16 protein-coding genes and 1 tRNA gene are annotated in these 19,149 nt (G+C 67.9%); 12 read left to right on the top strand and 5 right to left on the bottom strand.

The window, feature by feature from the left end; all coding sequences use genetic code 11:
* The first annotated feature begins 2 nt into the window (after positions 1 to 2).
* The 3 genes from eboE to OG266_RS07870 all read left to right on the top strand — a co-directional run bounded on the left by eboE (position 3) and on the right by OG266_RS07870 (position 3,878).
* Positions 3 to 1,172 (top strand): metabolite traffic protein EboE, encoded by a 1,170-nt coding sequence (gene eboE, locus OG266_RS07880; RefSeq protein ID WP_371544040.1) that lies wholly within the window; start codon positions 3 to 5, stop codon positions 1,170 to 1,172.
* The gene (locus OG266_RS07875) at positions 1,169 to 2,593 is read left to right on the top strand and encodes an alkaline phosphatase family protein (RefSeq protein WP_371544038.1); all 1,425 of its coding nucleotides are present in this window, start codon (positions 1,169 to 1,171) and stop codon (positions 2,591 to 2,593) included. The genes eboE and OG266_RS07875 overlap by 4 nt, the downstream gene beginning before the upstream one ends.
* Before the next feature lie 85 nt (positions 2,594 to 2,678).
* The gene (locus OG266_RS07870) at positions 2,679 to 3,878 is read left to right on the top strand and encodes a sugar phosphate isomerase/epimerase family protein (RefSeq protein ID WP_371544036.1); all 1,200 of its coding nucleotides are present in this window, start codon (positions 2,679 to 2,681) and stop codon (positions 3,876 to 3,878) included.
* Between the two features lie 129 nt (positions 3,879 to 4,007).
* Here OG266_RS07870 and OG266_RS07865 read toward each other — a convergent pair whose 3' ends face one another.
* From OG266_RS07865 to frc, 4 genes are all read right to left on the bottom strand, one after another.
* Complete coding sequence (locus OG266_RS07865; protein WP_266473314.1) at positions 4,008 to 5,417, bottom strand: OFA family MFS transporter; 1,410 nt, start codon at positions 5,415 to 5,417, stop codon at positions 4,008 to 4,010.
* Positions 5,417 to 6,808 carry an OFA family MFS transporter gene (locus OG266_RS07860; protein ID WP_329544564.1) on the bottom strand — a complete coding sequence of 464 codons (1,392 nt, stop codon included), beginning with the start codon at positions 6,806 to 6,808 and terminating at the stop codon, positions 5,417 to 5,419. The genes OG266_RS07865 and OG266_RS07860 overlap by 1 nt, the downstream gene beginning before the upstream one ends.
* A 118-nt stretch (positions 6,809 to 6,926) precedes the next feature.
* A complete protein-coding gene (locus OG266_RS07855) occupies positions 6,927 to 7,097 on the bottom strand; it encodes a hypothetical protein (RefSeq protein ID WP_266473311.1) in 171 nt (56 codons plus the stop codon).
* A gap of 1 nt (position 7,098) precedes the next feature.
* Positions 7,099 to 8,331, bottom strand: a complete 1,233-nt coding sequence (gene frc, locus OG266_RS07850; protein ID WP_371544034.1) for a formyl-CoA transferase — start codon at positions 8,329 to 8,331, stop codon at positions 7,099 to 7,101.
* A 165-nt stretch (positions 8,332 to 8,496) separates the two neighbouring features.
* Here frc and sucC point away from each other — a divergent pair, with 165 nt between their 5' ends.
* The 9 genes from sucC (at position 8,497) to OG266_RS07805 (ending at position 17,910) form a co-directional block, all read left to right on the top strand.
* The gene (gene sucC, locus OG266_RS07845) at positions 8,497 to 9,627 is read left to right on the top strand and encodes an ADP-forming succinate--CoA ligase subunit beta (RefSeq protein ID WP_371552686.1); all 1,131 of its coding nucleotides are present in this window, start codon (positions 8,497 to 8,499) and stop codon (positions 9,625 to 9,627) included.
* Positions 9,628 to 9,638: 11 nt separating this feature from the next.
* Positions 9,639 to 10,538 (top strand): succinate--CoA ligase subunit alpha, encoded by a 900-nt coding sequence (gene sucD, locus OG266_RS07840; RefSeq protein ID WP_371544032.1) that lies wholly within the window; start codon positions 9,639 to 9,641, stop codon positions 10,536 to 10,538.
* 293 nt (positions 10,539 to 10,831) lie between these two features.
* Positions 10,832 to 12,388 carry an aldehyde dehydrogenase family protein gene (locus OG266_RS07835; protein ID WP_371544030.1) on the top strand — a complete coding sequence of 519 codons (1,557 nt, stop codon included), beginning with the start codon at positions 10,832 to 10,834 and terminating at the stop codon, positions 12,386 to 12,388.
* A 403-nt stretch (positions 12,389 to 12,791) separates the two neighbouring features.
* Positions 12,792 to 12,876: transfer RNA gene (locus OG266_RS07830), tRNA-Leu, on the top strand.
* Positions 12,877 to 13,725: 849 nt separating this feature from the next.
* Entirely contained in the window at positions 13,726 to 14,691 is a 966-nt protein-coding gene (locus OG266_RS07825; protein WP_371544028.1) for an ABC transporter substrate-binding protein, read from the top strand.
* Complete coding sequence (locus OG266_RS07820) at positions 14,688 to 15,461, top strand: ABC transporter permease (RefSeq protein WP_371544026.1); 774 nt, start codon at positions 14,688 to 14,690, stop codon at positions 15,459 to 15,461. The genes OG266_RS07825 and OG266_RS07820 overlap by 4 nt, the downstream gene beginning before the upstream one ends.
* Positions 15,425 to 16,234 (top strand): ABC transporter permease, encoded by an 810-nt coding sequence (locus OG266_RS07815; RefSeq protein WP_371544024.1) that lies wholly within the window; start codon positions 15,425 to 15,427, stop codon positions 16,232 to 16,234. The genes OG266_RS07820 and OG266_RS07815 overlap by 37 nt, the downstream gene beginning before the upstream one ends.
* A 24-nt stretch (positions 16,235 to 16,258) precedes the next feature.
* Positions 16,259 to 17,089: an ABC transporter ATP-binding protein gene (locus OG266_RS07810; RefSeq protein ID WP_371544022.1), complete on the top strand. Its 831-nt coding sequence runs from the start codon at positions 16,259 to 16,261 to the stop codon at positions 17,087 to 17,089.
* Positions 17,090 to 17,223: 134 nt separating this feature from the next.
* A complete protein-coding gene (locus OG266_RS07805; protein ID WP_266473277.1) occupies positions 17,224 to 17,910 on the top strand; it encodes a response regulator transcription factor in 687 nt (228 codons plus the stop codon).
* A 40-nt stretch (positions 17,911 to 17,950) separates the two neighbouring features.
* Here OG266_RS07805 and OG266_RS07800 read toward each other — a convergent pair whose 3' ends face one another.
* Positions 17,951 to 19,120, bottom strand: a complete 1,170-nt coding sequence (locus tag OG266_RS07800) for a sensor histidine kinase (RefSeq protein ID WP_371544020.1) — start codon at positions 19,118 to 19,120, stop codon at positions 17,951 to 17,953.
* Positions 19,121 to 19,149: the final 29 nt, after the last annotated feature.

Here is a 19,149-nt window from a genome sequence, read left to right as displayed (position 1 = left end):
GGATGCGCTTCCGCCACCCCGACGGCTCCACCGTCCACCTCGCCTACTGCACCAACGTCCACCCGGCCGAAACCCTCGACGGTGTCCTCGCCCAACTCCGCGACCACTGCGAACCCGTCCGCCGACGCCTCGGCCGCGACCGCCTCGGCATCGGCCTGTGGCTCGCCAAGGACGCCGCACACGCCCTGGTCACCGACCCGTCCGCACTGCGCGGCCTGCGCACCGAACTCGACCGCCGCGGCCTCGAAGTAGTCACCCTCAACGGCTTCCCCTACGAGGGCTTCGGCACCGAAGAGGTCAAGTACCGCGTCTACCAGCCCGACTGGGCCGACCCGGAACGCCTCGCCCACACCACCGACCTGGCCCGCGTCCTCGCCCAACTCCTCCCCGACGACGTCACCGAAGGCACCATCTCCACGCTGCCGCTGGCCTGGCGCACCGCGTACGACGACAAGCGGGCGGCGACGGCCCACACCGCACTGACCACACTCGCCGAACGCCTCGACGCCCTCGACGAACTCACCGGCCGCTCCATCCGCATCGGCCTGGAACCGGAACCCGGCTGCACCGTCGAGACGACGCACGACGCGATCGCCCCGCTCACCGCCATCGGCCACCCCCGCATCGGCATCTGCGTCGACACCTGCCACCTCGCCACCTCCTTCGAAGACCCGCACACCGCCCTGGACGCGCTCACCCAGGCCCGCGTCCCCGTCGTCAAGTCCCAGCTCTCAGCCGCCCTGCACGCCGAACACCCCCATCTCCCCGAAGTCCGCAGGGCCCTCGCCGCCTTCGACGAACCCCGCTTCCTGCACCAGACCCGCACCCGGACGTCCATGGGCCTGCGCGGCACCGACGACCTGGGCGAGGCCCTCGCCGGCGAAGCCCTGCCCGACGCCTCCCCCTGGCGCGCCCACTTCCACGTCCCGCTGCACGCGGCCCCTGCCGCGCCCCTCACCTCCACACTCCCCGTACTCCGAACCGCCCTGACCCACCTCGTCGGCGGCCCGCACCCGCTCACCCGCCACCTGGAGGTCGAGACCTACACCTGGCAGGCACTCCCACCCGAACTGCGCCCCCGTGCCCGCGCCCAGCTCGCCGACGGCATCGCCGCCGAACTCACCCTCGCCCGCGACCTGTTGACCGACCTCGGCCTCAAGGAGCTGCCGTGAGCACAACACCCGCGAGCCCATCACCGGAGCACACCGGCCGCCCCACCCCTCTCCTCGTCCTGGACGTCGTAGGCCTCACCCCTCGTCTCCTCGACCACATGCCCCACCTCAAGGCCCTCGGCCAGTCCGGCTCCCGTGCCCACCTCGGCACCGTCCTGCCCGCCGTCACCTGCGCCGCCCAGTCCACCTTCCTGACCGGCACCCACCCCGCCGAGCACGGAATCGTCGGCAACGGCTGGTACTTCCGCGAGCTCGGCGACGTACTCCTGTGGCGTCAGCACAACGGCCTGGTGTCCGGCGACAAGCTCTGGGACGCCGCCCGCCGCGCGTACCCCGGCTACACGGTCGCCAATATCTGCTGGTGGTACGCCATGGGCGCCGACACCGACATCACTGTCACTCCCCGTCCCGTCTACTACGCCGACGGCCGCAAGGAACCCGACTGCTACACCCGGCCCCCGGCCCTGCACGACGAACTCACCGAGAAATTCGGCGTGTTCCCGCTGTTCCACTTCTGGGGTCCCGGCGCCGACCTCGTCTCCAGCCGCTGGATCATCGACGCGACCCGCCACATCAACCGCACCCGCCACCCCGACCTGACCCTCTGCTACCTCCCTCACCTCGACTACGACCTCCAGCGCTTCGGCCCCGACGACCCGCGCTCCTTCAAGGCAGCCGCCGACCTCGACGCGGCCATGGCCCCCCTCCTCGACGACGCGAAGGCCGAAGGCCGCACCGTCGTCGCGCTCTCCGAGTACGGCATCACCCGCGTGAACCGCCCCGTCGACATCAACCGCGCCCTGCGCCGCGCCGGACTCCTCGAAGTGCACACGCAGGACGGCATGGAGTACCTCGACCCGATGGCCTCCCGCGCCTTCGCGGTCGCCGACCACCAGATCGCCCATGTCTACGTGCGCCGCCCCGAGGACCTGGAGGCCACCAAAGAGGCGCTCGCCGATCTGCCCGGCATCGAGCAACTCCTCGACGACGAGGGCAAGAAGGCCCATCACCTCGACCATCCGCGCTCCGGCGAACTCGTCGCCGTCGCAGAGCCGGACGCCTGGTTCACGTACTACTACTGGCTCGACGACGCACACGCCCCCGACTTCGCGCAGCTCGTCGAGATCCACCGCAAACCCGGCTACGACCCGGTCGAACTCTTCATGGACCCGCTCGACCCCTACGTGAAGGTCAAGGCCGCGGGCGCGCTGGCCCGCAAGAAGCTCGGCATGCGCTACCGCATGGCGGTCGTGCCCCTGGATCCCTCACCTATTCGAGGCAGCCACGGCCGCCTCCCTCTGAGCGACGACGACGGTCCGCTCATCATCTGCTCCACCCCCCGCACAGTCACCGGCCGCGTCGCGGCCACCGAAGTGAAATCCCTGCTCCTCACGCTGGCCGACCTCCCTGACGAGATGTGACAAGCCGTGACGAGCAACTACGGAAAGTGAAGCACGCGCCACTGACAACGCGTGCCGCGAACGATCAGCACGCGTCTGACCTGCAATGACACGAAGAGAGGCACCCGTGACCGACCTTCAGCAGACCCCCAGAACCGACGGAGTCGACGGCACCGACGAGGCCCTGCGCCGCACTCTGGGCGTCAACCGCCGCCGTTTCCTGAGCACCTGCACCGCCGCCGCGACCGCGGCGATCGCCGCACCCGTCCTCGGCGCCTCGCCCGCCCTGGCCCAGGACGGGGGAAGAGGCGGCGACCACGGCGGCGAGGTACTCGTACCCGCCAACAGGCGCGGCATCATCCTCTACACCGTCCGTGACGCCACAGGCCGTGACCCGCTCACCACCGATCTGCCCTCCGGTTTCCGCGAGGTCTTCAAGCAGCTCTCGCGATACGGCTACCGGCAGGTGGAGTTCGCGGGATACGGCCAGCACGCCAACGCCCCGGGCGGTGCGAATCTGGAGTCCGTGACGGGCGCCAAGCTGCTGCGCTCCTGGCTCGACGACTACGGTCTGCGGGCGCAGGGCAACCACGGCTTCATACCGCCTTCTTGGCCGCTCACGACACCCGACCTCGACAACTTCAAGCGCAACCTGGAGATCGCCAACATCCTGGGCCTCGCGCACATGGGCACCGGCGGCGACCCCACCGGCAGCAACTACCGGGCCGACTGGGACGTGGCGGCCGACAAGTGGAACGCGCTGGGCGCGATCGCCCGCCGCGAGGGCGTCAAGCTGTACACCCACAACCACGACGCGGCGTACGGATTCCTGCTCGACGGAGGCCCGCTCGACGCCCAGGGACGCCCCACCCGCAGCTCCGGCATCCGCAAGCTCGAGTACTTCCTGAAGATCACGGACCCGAAACTCGTCTGGCTCGAGATGGACATCTTCTGGGCGCACGTGGCCCAGTACAAGTTCCACACCTACACCGCGCACGACGGCTCCACTCGGGAGAAGGTCTTCGACCCCGCCGGTCTCGTCGTCCGCAACAACAAGCGCTACCCGCTGTTCCACGCGAAGGACGGCACGGTCAACACGACCAACGGCATGGGGTACGACATGGTGCCGTTCGGTACAGGCGTCATCGACTACACCACGTTCTTCTCGCGCGTCGGCGAAAGAAACTACCACAACCCGATGGTCGAGCAGGACAACGCCCCGAGCTCAACCGACCTCGCGCAGTCGCTCACCTACGCGAAGATCGGCTACGACAACCTCGCGGCCCTGCGCAAGAAGCGCAAGTAGCCCGCACCCGCACAGACGGGCGGCCCTCCCCGCGATTGGAACCGTGGGGAGGGCCGCCCGTTGTCCGGACTTCTGGCTCAGCCGGTCGGCATCGCTCATCGCTTGCTCAGCCGACCGGAACTTCCTTGCTCAGCCCACTGGTTGCGGCTGTGGGACAGAGGTGTTCACCTTGCTGTTCTGCCCGGGCTGCCGCAGGAACAGCGCTATTGCCGCAGCCACCATGGAGATGCCGCCGGCCAGCGCGTAGGCGCCGTTGTAACCCCAGGCTGCGACCACCATCGAGCCGAGGCCACCACCGAACAGGCCGCTGATCAGCTTGCCGCTGTACACCAGCCCGTAGTTGGAGGCGTTGTAGTTCTCGCCGAAGTAGTCCGGAGTCAGAGCCGCGAACATCGGATAGAAGGCTCCACCTCCGAACCCGGAGAGGAAGGCGAAGAACAGGAACAGCGCCTCGCTGTGGATGTCGCCGGCCCAGATGATGCCGAACTGGGCGAGACCCAGCACGACGATGACGAACACCAGGGTCTGTTTGCGGCCCAGTATGTCCGACAGCCAGCCCACCACTCCCCGGCCGATGCCGTTGATTACGGCCATGACGCCCATGGACGACGCCGCCACGAGGGGGCCGAAGCCCACCTCCTTGGCGAAGTCGACCTGGAACGAGATACCGAAGATCGACACGCCTGCGGTCATGACGAGTGCGATCCACATCAGAGGGAGCATTCCGGTCCTGATGGCCTCCTTGGGTGTGTACTGCTTCACCGCGGGAGGGTTCTTGGCGAGGCTGGCCGCGCCCTTTTCCGTACCGCCGTAGGTCAGCGGGTCGATGTCCGCCGGCCACCAGTTCTTCGGCGGGTCCTTGAAGAAGAACGCGGTGGCAAGCACCACGACCACGATGTAGAGGCCGATGAGGTCCAGTACGCGGTGGTAGTTGGCCGTGTCGAACGCGTAGTTGAAGATGAAGATGAACGGCAGGGAGCCGTACGCGAATCCGCCGTTGACGAATCCGGTCTTCGCACCACGTCGTTCGGGGAACCACTTGCCGACCATGTTGATGCAGGTCGCGTACACCAGCCCGGACCCGATGCCTCCGATGACACCGAAGCCGAGGATCGCCAGCACCACGTTGCCCATGTGCGAGAGGGCGAGGAAGCCCAGGAGACACATGACCGACCCTATGTACATGGCGTTTCGGGCGGTCAGTATCCCCTTCTCCCGCATCCAGCCCGCGGGGAAGGCGATACCGGCCTGGAAGAAGACCCAGACGCTGAGAATCCAGAAGGTGTTGCTCTGTGTCCAGCCGTGCGCGTGGGACAAGGTGTCCTCGGCCGACCCGAACGCGTACTCGAAGACACTGATGGCCATCATGGCTATCCATGGCAAATACACCATGAACTTGCGTGAGTGGCCCAGGATGTCCCGGTCCGTTTCGCCGACCCGGTAGACACGGCCCCGGGAATCGGTGACTTCACGGTATGCGCGGTTCGAGGCGTCGGGGTTGTCCGACGAGTCTTTCGCGGCGATAGGTTCCGCCGTCATTACGCCATCTCCTCGCCAAGCGGTTGCGGGTTGGGACTGATGAGCCGGGAGGCCTGCGGCCTACCGGGGGCCTTGAGGAACACAGCGAGAACAGCCGATCCCAACCCGATGCAGCCCGCGATCACGAAGGCTCCCTCGTAGTCCCAGGCATTGACGACGACGGAGCCGATACCGGCGCCCACGAGGCCTGAGATCAGTTTCGAGCTGTAGACCATTCCGTAGTTGGAGGCGTTGTTGTTCTCGCCGAAGTAGTCCGCCGTCATGGCCGCGAACAGCGGGAAGATCGCCCCGCCGCCGAATCCGGAAACCATGGAGCAGAACAGGAAGAACGGCATGCTGCCCATCTGGCCGGAGACCAGCACGCCGAACTGTGCGGTGCCCAGCACCAGACACACGATGATCAGTGTGTTGCGGCGCCCGAACTTGTCGGATATCCAGCCGATGACGCCGCGTCCGGTGCCGTTGACGATGGCCTTGAGGGACATCGCCGTGGCCACGATTCCGCCGGCGAAGCCCATGTCCTTGCCGAACGGCACCTGGAAGGAAATACCGAAGATGTTGATCCCGGCCGTGCAGAGCAGACAGAACCACATCATCCAGAGAACGGGTGTGCGTGCTGCTTCCTTGGGGGTGTACTGCTTCACCGCCGGCGGGTTCTTCTCCAGCGCCCGCCGGACCCTGGGGTCGTCCGACACCTTCAGCGGGTCCGCGTGCGCGGGCCACCAGCCCTTGGGCGGGTCCTTGAAGAACCACCCGGCGAAGGCGACGACGGCGCAGCAGATCAGACCGACCATCACGAGGACGGTCTTGTAGTTGCTGATGTCCATGTACGAGGTGAAGAGGAAGACGAAGGGCACCGAGCCGTAGGCGAAACCGCCGTTGACCATGCCGGTCTTGCCGCCCTTGCGCTCCGGATACCACTTACCGACCATGTTCACGCAGGTCGCGTAGACGAGGCCGGCTCCGATGCCGCTGAACATGCCGAACCCGATGTACGCGACGATCACGTGCGGCGCGTACGCCAGCGAGAGATAGCCGAGAATCGTGCCGAGCGCGCCGAGGAACATGGCGTACCGCGCGGGCAGTTTTCCGCTCTCGCGCAGCTGTCCGGCGGGGAAGGCCACTGCTGCCTGGAAGAACACCCAGACGCCCAGCAGCCAGAAGATGTGGCCGCTGGTCCAGAGGTGGGCCTCGTGCAGAGTGTCCTCGGCCGAGGTGAACGCGTACTCCGAGGAGCTGATGCCCAGCATGCCCATCCATGGGAAGAGCACCATCGTCCATCGTGGTCGGCCCATGATGTCGCGATCGGTCTCGCCGATGCGGTACTTGCGGCCGTTGGCATCCGTCACCTCCCGATAGGGAACGGACGTTGTGAAGTCGGTGGTTGTCATCTTTGTCAAACACCCCTTGCGTCGAAAGATCTGGACAGCGCCCCCTGCCAAATGCCTTTCGTGCGCTCTCGGGTCCCGGGGGCGGCCAACGCGCACCGTTGGGAGCCCCCGTGCGGACTTAGGTCATGAACCCGCCTCCCAACAGCCGGGCGGCCCGCACTCGACGGCACTGTGCGCCGGGTGCGTCCACGGGCCTCTCGGCCGTGTACGGGGAGGCCGCGGCCTCCTGCTGGTGGTCCGGGACGGTCACCTCGTGGGTGACCGCGATCCCGTACGCGTCGGTGATCACGTCAGATCACCCCGCTCGACTTGAGGAGGCGCAGCTCCTCGTCCCCGAGACCGAGTTCGCCGACGTAGACCTCTTCGTTGTGTTCGCCGAGCAGCGGCGGACTGGTCACGTCGACGGGGGAGTCGGAGAGCTTCAGGGGGCTGCCCACGGTCACGAACTCGCCCCGTTCGGGGTGCGGCACCCGTACGACCATCTCGTTGGCGACCAGCGACTCGTCCTCGATGATCTCCTTGGTGGAGAGGATCGGGCCGCAGGGGATGTGGTGGGCGTTGAGCCTCTCCAGCACCTCCATCTTGGGGAGGGTGCTGGTCCATTCCTCGATGAGCTGGAACATCTTCCCGAGCTTGGGCAGCCGGGCTTCGGGGGTGGCCCACTCGGGGTCGTCCGCGAGCTCGGGCCGGCCCAGGAGCGCGGTGATCGGTTTCCAGCCGACGGGCTGGACGATCACGTACACGTAGTCGTTGGGGCCGCCGGGGGCGCACTTGACCGCCCAGCCCGGCTGCCCGCCGCCGGAGGCGTTCCCGGACCTGGGAACCTCGTCGCCGAAGTCCTCGTTGGGATATTCGGCGAGTGGACCATGGGCCAGGCGCTGCTGATCGCGCAGCTTCACCCGGCAGAGGTTGAGCACAGCATGCTGCATGGCCACATTGACCCGCTGGCCGCGGCCGGTGTTCTCCCGCTGGAACAGCGCCGCGAGGATCCCCGCCACGGCGTGGATTCCGGTGCCCGAGTCTCCTATCTGGGCGCCGGTCGCCAGGGGCGGTCCGTCCTCGAAGCCGGTGGTCGCCATGGCTCCGCCCATGGCCTGGGCGACGACCTCGTACGCCTTGTAGTTGGTGTACGGGCCTTCGCCGAAGCCCTTGATGGAGGCGTAGACGATGCGGGGGTTGATCTCGCGGATGCGGTCCCAGGTGAAGCCCATGCGGTCGATGGCGCCGGGTCCGAAGTTCTCGACCATCACGTCGGAGCTGCGGATCAGTTCGGTGAGGAGCTGCTTGCCGCGTTCGGTCTTGGTGTTGAGGGTGATGCTGCGCTTGTTGCTGTTGAGCATCGTGAAGTAGAGGGAGTCGACGTCCGGGATGTCGCGCAGTTGCTTGCGCGTGATGTCACCGGTCGGCGCCTCCAGCTTGAGGACGTCCGCGCCCAGCCAGGCCAGCAGCTGGGTCGCTGAGGGACCGGACTGCACATGTGTCATGTCGAGGACTCGGATGCCTTCGAGAGCCTTCGTCGTCACAGGTCACCTCACTTGTCCGTTGCTTCCAGCGCCCGGGCGTCACAGGGCGTGGAGCCTGCTCGGCACATTGCATACAGTCGACGGATACTGTATGAAGATTGTTATCCCGCATCCGGTGGGTGATGTCCAGGGGGCGTGCAGCACTTTTAAGACAGGAGCCTCATGATGGACCTGTATGAGCACCAGGCACGGGCACTCTTCGAGGAGCACGGCATCGTGGTGCCGCGGGCCGAAGTCGCGGATTCACCCAAGGCGGCGCGCGAGATCGCCCGCCGGCTCGGTGGCCGCGTCGTCGTAAAGGCCCAGGTGAAGACCGGGGGGCGCGGCAAGGCGGGCGGAGTGAAGTTTGCCGCCGACCCGGCCGCCGCTGAACTGACGGCACGTCAGATCCTCGGCATGGACATCAAGGGCCACACGGTCCGCACGGTGATGCTGGCCCAACCCGTTGACATCGAGAGCGAGTTCTACGTCTCGTACGTCCTCGACCGCGCCGCCGGACGCTTCCTCGCGATCGCCTCCGCGGAAGGGGGCATGGACATCGAGGAGGTGGCGGCGAGCAGGCCGGAGGCCGTGGCACGCATCCCCATAGACCCCGCGGTGGGCGTCACCTCGGCCAAGGCCACCGAGATCGCCGAGGCCGCGGGCCTGCCGCCGCAGACGGTCGACGTGCTCGTACGGCTCTGGGGGGTGCTGACCCGTGAGGACGCAGTCCTCGTCGAGGTGAACCCCCTCGTCCGTACGGTCCAGGGGCAGATCCTGGCGCTGGACGGCAAGGTCACCCTCGACGACAACGCCCGCTTCCGGCAGGCGCGCTGGGGAGAGCAGGATGCCGCTCACGACGAGCCGCTGGAGGCGGCGGCCGCAGCCAAGGGCCTCAACTACGTCAAGCTGGACGGTGAGGTCGGCGTCATCGGCAACGGCGCGGGCCTGGTCATGTCCACACTCGACGTGGTCGCGGGCTGCGGCGCCCGCCCGGCCAACTTCCTCGACATCGGCGGCGGAGCCTCCGCCCAGATCATGGCCGACGGGCTGTCCGTCATCCTTTCCGACCCGGACGTGAAGTCCGTCTTCGTCAACGTCTTCGGCGGGATCACCGCCTGCGACGCGGTCGCCGACGGAATCGTGCAGGCCCTGGACACCGTCCGGCTGACCAAGCCGCTCGTGGTCCGCCTCGACGGCAACAACGCCGTGCGTGGCCGCGCCATCCTCGACGACCACGCGCACCCCCTGGTGCAGCAGGCCACCACCATGGACGGCGCCGCGCTCCGTGCCGCCCAACTCGCGAACACCGGCTGAAGGAAGAGGACATGGCCATCTTTCTCACCAAGGAGTCCAAGGTCCTCGTCCAGGGCATGACGGGCGGCGAGGGCATGAAACACACGCGGCGGATGCTCGCGGCCGGCACGGACGTCGTCGGCGGCGTCAACCCGCGCAAGGCGGGCCAGAGCGTCGACTTCGACGACCGTGCCGTGCCCGTGTTCGGATCGGTGCGCGAGGGCATCGAGGCGACCGGAGCGGACGTGAGCGTCGTCTTCGTCCCGCCGGCCTTCGCCAAAGCGGCCGTATGGGAGGCCGCCGACGCCGGAATCGGGCTCGCCGTCGTCATCACCGAGGGCATCCCGGTCCACGACTCCGTGGCCTTCCACGCGTACGCCGCCACCAAGGGCACGCGCGTCATCGGCCCCAACTGCCCCGGCCTGATCAGCCCCGGCGAGTCGAACGCGGGCATCATCCCCGCCGACATCACGAAACCCGGCCGCATCGGCCTGGTCTCCAAGTCCGGCACCCTCACCTACCAGCTCATGTACGAGCTGAGGGACATCGGCTTCTCGACCTGTGTCGGCATCGGCGGCGACCCCGTCGTCGGCACCACCCACATCGACTGCCTGGCGGCCTTCCAGGACGACCCCGACACCGAACTGATCGTTCTCATCGGGGAGATAGGCGGCGACGCCGAAGAACGGGCGGCCGCGTTCATCCGCGACCACATCTCCAAGCCCGTCGTCGGCTACATCGCCGGATTCACCGCCCCCGAAGGAAAGACCATGGGGCACGCGGGCGCCATCGTCTCCGGCTCGTCGGGCACCGCCCAGGCGAAGAAGAAGGCCCTGGAGGCGGTCGGAGTGCGCGTGGGCGGCACCCCGACCGAGACGGCGCGGCTGGTACTGGCCCAGCTGGAAACGGAACGTGACGTCACTCATAGTTGACGTGAGGTGACTGCCGGAGACATCGCAGCCTCACTACGTTCGTCCGTACGGACAAAGCAGCCTCACAAGGTTCCTCTGCACGGACGCAACGGCCTCACAAGGCCCCTCCGTACGGACAGAGCAGTCCCCAAACGTTCCTCCGTACGGACTCAGCAGTCCACACGTTCCTCCGTACATACGCGACTACTGCTCGCGACGTACGCGACTACTGCTCGCGCGGGCCCGTGCTTCCTGCGGTTCGGCAGAAGCCGGGCCCCCCGCCCCCGACTGTGCACCGAGAGCGGAGACACCGAATGACAACCACCCTCAACACCACCAACCTGGTCGTGAAGTCCGGTACGACCTGGGCCGATGCCTGGCAGCGCTGCCTCCAGGTCGCGCCCGAGGCGTTCCGCGACGACCGCGTCCTCAACCTCTGGGGCTCCGCCTGGCAGGCGGACGGCCGGGCACTGCCCGCCACCAGCCCCGTCGACGGCAGCCCCATCGCGGGCCCGCCGCGCCTGGACGGCGCGACCGCCCAGCAGGCCGTACGCGCCTCACTCGACCAGCACCGCGCCTGGCGCCATGTGCCACTCGCGGAGCGCCGGGCCCGCGTCGCGGCGACCCTCGACGCGCTGACCGAGCACCGCGAACTGCTCGCACTCCTGCTGGTCTGGGAGATCGGCAAGCCCTGGCGGCTCGCCCAGGCCGATGTGGACCGGGCGATCGACGGCGTGCGCTGGTACGTCGACGGCATCGAGCCCATGGTGGAGGGCCGGACCCCGCTCGATGGGCCCGTGTCCAACATCGCGAGCTGGAACTACCCCATGAGCGTGCTCGTTCACGCAATGCTGGTACAGGCACTGGCAGGCAACGCGGTCATCGCCAAGACCCCGACCGACGGCGGCGTCGCCTGCCTCACCCTGGCCAGCGCGCTCGCCGCACGCGAAGGGATCCCCGTCACCCTCGTCAGCGGCAGCGGACGCGAGCTGTCGGAAGCACTCGTCCGCGCGCCCGAGATCGGTTGCGTCTCCTTCGTCGGCGGCCGCGACACGGGCGCCGCGGTGGCCACCGCCGTCGCCGACCTCGGCAAGCGACACGTACTGGAACAGGAGGGCCTGAACACCTGGGGCATCTGGAACTGCACCGACTGGGACGCGCTGACCGCGGTCATCCCCAAGCTCTTCGACTACGGCAAGCAGCGCTGCACCGCCTACCCGCGCTTCGTCGTCCAGCGCGCACTGTTCGACGAGTTCCTGGCGGCCTACCTCCCGGCGGTCCGCACCCTGCGCATCGGTCACCCGCTCGCGGTCGAGCACCCCGACGACCCGTACCCGGCCCTCGACTTCGGCCCGGTGATCAACGCGGCCAAGGCCAAGGACCTCCACGACCAGGTCGCCGAGGCCATCGACCGGGGCGCCGTCCCACTGCACCGCGGCAACCTGGCGGACGCGCGCTTCCTGCCCGGCCAGGACACATCGGCGTACGTCCACCCCGTCACGATCCTCAACCCGCCCCCGTCCTCACCGTTGCACCACGCGGAGCCCTTCGGCCCGGTCGACACCATCGTCCTGGTCGACACCGAGGCCGAACTGCTCGCCGCCATGAACGCCTCCAACGGCGCGCTCGTCGCCACGCTGTCCACGGACGACAAGTCGACGTACGACCGGCTGTCACCGCAGATCCGTGCCTTCAAGGTCGGCCACGGCAAGCCCCGCTCCCGAGGCGACCGCGACGAACTCTTCGGCGGCTTCGGCGCGTCGTGGCGCGGCGCGTTCGTGGGCGGGGAACTGCTGGTGCGCGCGGTGACGCAGGGGCCGGCGGGGGAGAGGCTGCCGGGCAACTTCCCCGACTACCACCTCATGCCGTGAGGTGAGGGCGAGGCGGGCGGCGTCGGTGATCTTCGGACGCCGCCCGCCTCGGCGTCGACCGCCGAGTGCCTGCACCGCGCGGAGGGGGCACGCCACGAAATGGAGCGCCGCTTCCTGGCCCCGCTCGGAGAGGAAGGAGCGAGCTCTCTCCTGAGATCACTGCGGGTGCTCGTGGCCGATCCACCTGTCACCGCGTGATCGCGGAGCCCTTACCGCCGGTGAACCGGATCGTGTCTCCTGGGTAGCCCCTGCGTCACCCATGGTGAGACTCCACGGGCACCCCCACCCGGACCCTCGCATCCGCCCCGACAGCCCGGATATGCAGGTGAAAGGCACTCCGAAACATTGGTATTGTTGTCCATGTCGCCGCGGGGAACACCCCCGTCCAGGCGGCAGACACCTAGTCCGGGTGGCGGAATGGCAGACGCGCTAGCTTGAGGTGCTAGTGCCCTTTAACGGGCGTGGGGGTTCAAGTCCCCCCTCGGACACATCTTTGCCCCACAGGCCCCGTTCCGCGGGCAGGGGAAACTGGCACTCGCCTCCGGCTCCCGGCCGGGCGCGGGTGCTTTGTCGTTCCGGCGGTCTTCTGGCCTCTCCTCCCTTCCTTGAGTCGGTGAGCTGGGGACGTGGTCAGCCGATCGTGATCCTTTCTCCGTGCGGAGTGTCCGCGGTCAGGGTCCGGGTTCTCGGGTCGAAGGTCAGCGAGATGACCTCGGTCCGGAGGTGCTCTATGGCGTCTGTCGGCGAGGGTGCCGCGGGTGTCAGAAGCGTTCCGCCCTGGCCGTTCTGGTGGTGAGTGAGGCGCATGATGTCGCGGTGGCCAAGGCCTTTTGTGCCTTGTTGTCTCGCCTTGCCGGAACTTGCCTCCCGCTCCCGACGCGTCGAGTGGTCAGGCCGACGCCTCGGTGAGCCGGTCCAGATCCGCGTCCGCCAGACGCAGCGATTCCACCGCTAGGAGCGCGGGAAGCTGTCCCGCCGCGTAGCAACGGCCGGCGAGAGCGCATCCGGTCTTTCCAATAGTTGCGGCGGAGCCACCGACGTCATTCAAACCGTCATTCCCGTGGTCGCCGGGCGACAGCATGTGGAAGCGGGCTTTGCCCGCACAGCGATCCGCAGGCTTGGCCCGGTACGGCTGTGACCGTATCCCTCACCCGCCGTACGGCAGACGTTGTACGGGCCAGTGACGGTGCCCGGGGGATGTGCGGGTGAGCCGCGGACGACACCTTTGGCACGACGAACTCGACGCCATGTCTTGACTCTTCGTCTCTCGCCCTGCCACACCCCATTGCGCGCGGACCGGCCGGAGCATTTCGGCGCGGTCCGCGGGAGGACAGATCATGCAACGCCTATTCGCCGGCATCGCCGCCGCTTCACTTCTGCTCGTGGCCACGGCCTGTGGATCGTCCGGAGATTCCGGCGACTCCGCGTCGGAGAGCGGGGGTACCACCAAGGTCGAGGTCGGGGTCATTCCGATCGTCGACGTGGCCCCCATCTATCTCGGCCAGAAGCAGGGAATCTACAAGAAGTACGGTCTCGATGTCTCGATGACCACGGCGCAGGGTGGCTCGGCCATCGTGCCGGGCGTGGTCAGCGGCCAGTTCCAGTTCGGTTTCAGCAACACGACGTCGCTGATGGTCGCTCAGAGCAACGGCATACAGGTGAAGGCGGTCTCCAACGGTGCGGCGACCACCGGCGTGGACGGCGACGACTATGGCGCGCTCGTCGTCAAGAAGGGCAGCTCTCTCAAGTCCGCGAAGGACTTGGAGGGCAAGACGGTTGCAGTCAACACGCTGAAGAACATCCTCGACACCTCGGTCCGCGAGTCCGTGCGCAAGGCCGGGGGTGACCCGTCGAAGGTGAAGTTCGTGGAGCTGGCCTTCGACCAGATGCCCGCCGCTCTGGAGAAGGGCCAAGTGGACGCCGCGATGGCGGTCGAGCCCGCACTGACCACCATCCTGAACCAGGGGGGTGTGGAGATCGCGTCACCCTACGTGGACGTGGCCAAAGATCTCACCGTCGCCATGTACTTCACCTCGCAGTCGTATGCGGCGAAGAACCCCGATGTGGTGAACAAGTTCCAGCAGGCCACCGCGGAGGCGCTGAACTACGCGAACAGCCACCCGGACGAGGTCCGCGACATCGTCGCCACGTACACGGAGATCCCAGCCTCCGTCCTGTCGAAAGTGACGCTGCCGAAGTGGCCGGAGGACATCAGCCGGTCCTCGGTGGAGACCCTGGAGAAGCTCGGCGAGCAGGACGGCCTGTTCAAGACCGCCCCGGATCTGGATGAGCTGCTGCCGTGAGGATTCCGAACATCGCACTCGGAGCGGCAGGGCTCGCGACCTTCCTCGCCCTCGGCGAGGCTGTGCCGCGGCTCGGCCCGGTCGATGCCGAGTACTTCTCGCCCCCGAGCAGGATCGCCGGCGCGCTGCGCGAGGAACTCGGCGATGCCGCCTTCTGGTCGGCACTCGGGGACACGCTGACAGGCTGGGTCATCGGCCTGGGGATCGCGTCGGGCGCGGCCGTCCTCTGTGGCCTGCTCATCACCGTTGTGCCATTTCTGCGCCAAGTGACAGCGTCGACGATCGAGTTCCTGCGTCCCATTCCGTCCGTGGCACTGATCCCGCTGGCCGTACTGCTGTACGGCTCCGAACTGCGCTCGGTGCTTCTGCTGGTGGTGTACGCGTCGTTCTGGCAGGTGCTCATTCAGGTGCTGTACGGCGTCCAGGACGTGGACCCCGTCGCCGACGAGACGGCACGGTCGTACGGGCTCGGGACCTGGGCACGCATCAGGCATGTGACGTGGCCGACGGCCCTGCCGTACGTCATGACCGGAATCCGGCTCGCCGCGGCGGTTGCCCTGGTGCTCGCCATCACTGCGGAACTGGTCATCGGAGCACCCGGACTGGGGTCGCTGATCGCGGTCGCCCAGGCGTCGCAGGCCGTGCCCGACATGTACGCACTGATCACGGTGACCGGAGCCCTGGGACTCCTGATCAACCTGGGGGCCCGAGCGGTGGAGCGGCGAGCCCTGGCATGGCACCAGTCCGTACGGGGGGAGACCGTACTGTGAGGGCGCTGACACGACAGGTGCTGTTCGCGGTCGGCCTGCCTGCGGTGCTGCTGGGACTGTGGTGGGCCGCGTCGGACGGGAGCACCGACCCGTTCTGGCCGCCGCTGCGCACGATCCTTCAGATCTTCCCCTCGGTGTGGACCGGCGAACGCCTGCGCGCAGACCTGCTGCCCAGTGTGCTGCGCCTGGCCGGCGGTTACACGCTCGCGGGCGTCGTGGGCATCGGCCTGGGCACCGTCATCGGTTCCTACCGTGGGATGCGCGCCTTCTGCGAGCCCGTACTGGAGTTTCTGCGGGCAGTGCCGCCCCCGGTGCTGGTGCCGGTGATCATGCTGTTCGCGGGCATCGGCGACACGATGAAGATCGTGGTGATCGCCAGCGGGTGTGTCTGGCCGGTCCTGCTGAACACGGTGGAGGGCGTGCGCGCGGTCGACTCGGTCATGCTGGAGACGGCGCGTTCCTATCACGTCCGCGGTGTAGGGCGGCTGCGCAACTTGGTGCTGCCCTCGGCGAGTCCGCAGATCGTCGCCGGTCTGCGCCAGGCCCTCTCGATCGGCATCATCCTCATGGTCATCAGCGAGATGTTCGCGGCGAACAACGGCATCGGCTTCACCGTGGTCCAGTTTCAGCGCAGTTTCGCCATCCCCGACATGTGGACCGGAATCCTGCTCCTGAGCCTGCTCGGATTCCTGCTCTCCCTTGCCTTCTCTTTCGCTGAGCGCCGGGTGCTCGGCTGGTACCACGGCCTGCGCGCGTCCACCCGGCGGTCGTGAGTGAACATTCCGAAAGGGCGAACCATGCTCGACGTACGTGGCCTCCGGAAGACCTACCAAGGGTCCGGCCGGCAGGTGGAGGCGGTCCGCGACCTCACCTTCACCGTGAAGGCCGGTGAACTCGTCTGTCTGGTGGGACCGTCGGGCTGCGGCAAGACGACCCTGCTGAAGTGCATGGGCGGCCTGCTCAGCCCGACCTCGGGAGAGGTGCTCCTCGACGGCGTACCGGTGACCGGCCCGCCGCCCGGAATGGCGATCGTCTTCCAGGAGTACGGGCGCAGCCTCTTCCCCTGGATGAAGGTCGCCGGCAACGTCGAACTCCCCCTGAAGGAGAAGGGGATACCGAAGGCGAAACGCCGGGAGCTGGTCACCGACGCACTGCGGTCGGTGGGACTCCCGGACGCCGCCGACGCCTACCCCTGGCAGTTGTCCGGGGGGATGCAGCAGCGCGTGGCGATCGCCCGCGCGCTGGCCTACGAGCCCCAAGTCCTCCTGATGGATGAGCCGTTCGCGGCGGTCGACGCGCAGACCCGCGCCGACTTGGAGGACCTGGTACGGGTCCTGTGGCACGAGCGCGGGATCACCATCCTCTTCGTCACCCACGACATCGACGAGGCGGTCTACCTCGGCGAGCGGGTAATCGTCCTCTCCGCCTCGCCGACCATCGTGCAGGACGAGCTCCACATCGACCTGCCCGACGAACGGGATCAACTGCACACCCGGGTCGCCCCTCGCTTCACCGAACTGCGAACGCACGTCTACGAGCAGATCCAGGCGGCGAAGCGAGCCGTTCGGATTGACGACACGTCCACGACGTCGGCTGCGTCCGCAACTGGCGGGCATCCGACCGGCTGAGCACCGGCCGGCCTCCCGATCGCCGCTGCCGTCACCGTCCCGGCCCTTGGCCTTCACGGGGGGAGTGACGGGCGGCGGCGATCTCCATCGCCGTAGCCGGAGACGAACTCTCCGCTCTGTCGTAGGGTGACGGCATGAAGGACGCCATGATCCGGGTGGTCATTGCCGACGATCAAGCTCTGCTGCGGGGTGGATTCCGCATTCTGATCGACTCGGCCGACGACCTGGAGGTGGTGGGAGAGGCTGAGACTGGCCACGAGGCCATCGAAGTCGTCCGCCGCACCACACCGGACATCGTGCTGATGGACATCCGTATGCCGGAGTTGGACGGTCTGGCGGCCACGCGGGAGATCACCGCGGATCCGGATCTGGACAGCGTCCGCATCGTGATCCTCACCACCTACGAGGTGGACGAGTACGTCCTGCAGGCACTGCGGGCCGGGGCGTGCGGCTTTCTGGGGAAGGGCATGCGCCCCGCGGAACTGCCGGAGGCCATCCGAGTTGCGGCGCGCGGCGAGGCCCTGCTGTCGCCCAAGGCTACCCAGACCTTGATCACGAAGTACCTTTCGCTGCCCGACGGACCGCCGGCCGCTCTCTCCGGAGAACTGGCCGAACTCACCGACCGCGAGCGGGAGATCGTGGCGCTGGTGGCCGAGGGACTGTCCAACCAGGCGATCGCCGAGTACCTGATCATCTCCCGTCAGACCGTCCGCACCCATGTGCACCGGGCCATGGCCAAGATCGGGGCTCGCGACCGGGCACAGCTCGTGGTGAGCGCCTACCAGGCAGGGCTCGTCCGCCCCGCGGCCGCGGGACGCTAGCCCGGTACCGAGGCCGAAGGGCGCCGGCCGGAGCCGGGGTTCAGGGCTTCGTGGGGAGCGCGGGAAGGAACGCGTCCACGCTGAACTCCTCGCGGCCCTCCGCGATGTCGAGGCGACCGCCGACGGAGGCGGCTCGCTCGCGCAGACCCAGCAGGCCACGGCCGGTGCCCCAGGAGGAATGCCGCCCGTCCTCGGTGCGGGTCACCGGGTTGACCACCGTGATCCGAAGCCGGTGGGCGGCGAAGGACAGACGGATCGTCGCGGACCGGGGCGTGGCGTACTTGAGCGCGTTGGTCAGTGACTCCTGGATGATGCGGTAGCCGGCCATGCTGACGGCCGGGCTCAGGGTGAAAGTCCCTCCGCCGCGCTGTATGTCGATCACCAGGCCGGCGGCCCGGAAGCCGTCGAGCAGATCGTCGAGGCGGTCGAGAGCGGGTATGGGCTCCGACAGGGGTGGCTCGCCGCCGGGTTGGCGCAGAACGGTCAGCATGGTGCCGAGCTCGGCGAGGGTGGTGCCACTCGCCGTGATGACGTGCTCGATGGCCGCCTCGGCCGCGTCGGGCTCCCGTCGCAGCAGGTGGGCGGCCGCCCCGGCCTGGAAGTTGATCACAGTGATGCTGTGGGCCACGATGTCGTGCAGGTCGCGGGCGAGCCGTAGGCGCTCCTCGGCGACCCGCTGGGACGCCTCCACCTCCCGGGTCCGTTCGGCGCGCAGGGCGCGGTCCTTGATGGCCTGGATGTAGGCGCGGCGGTTCCTGGTGGCGTCACCGATGGCGGTTGCCGCGCCGAGCCACGCGATCAGCATGAGGTTGGCCGGGGCGAAGATGTGAACCCCTGTCACGATCGATGTGAAGAGCTGGATCATGGTCCCGGCGATCGCGCCGGTGATCAGAGCGCGGGTACGCGGGGCCGCCACGGCCTCGGAATACAGGGCCACCAGACAGGACACGATTCCCGGGCCCGGCTCCCTCATCCAGAGCAGGGCGAGAAGGTAGCCGACGGTCGTCCCCGCGAGCGCGGCCGCCGGCATACTCCGTCGCACTGTCAGCGGCCCTGCCGAAAACAGGGAGAACAGCATCGCGGGCCACACCGAGACGCCCGCCCGAAAGAATCCCGGGAGAATGAGGGCGACCCCGACAATGGCGAGCAACCCATCGACCAGGAACGGATTGCCGAGCGTCCGGCGGCGGATTCCTTCCAGCGCACTCACCCTCTCCGGAGTCCGGCCGGTCTTTTCTC

Source organism: Streptomyces sp. NBC_00554 (assembly GCF_041431135.1).
Lineage (GTDB): Bacteria > Actinomycetota > Actinomycetes > Streptomycetales > Streptomycetaceae > Streptomyces.
This window is presented reverse-complemented; position numbering and strand designations above follow the sequence as displayed.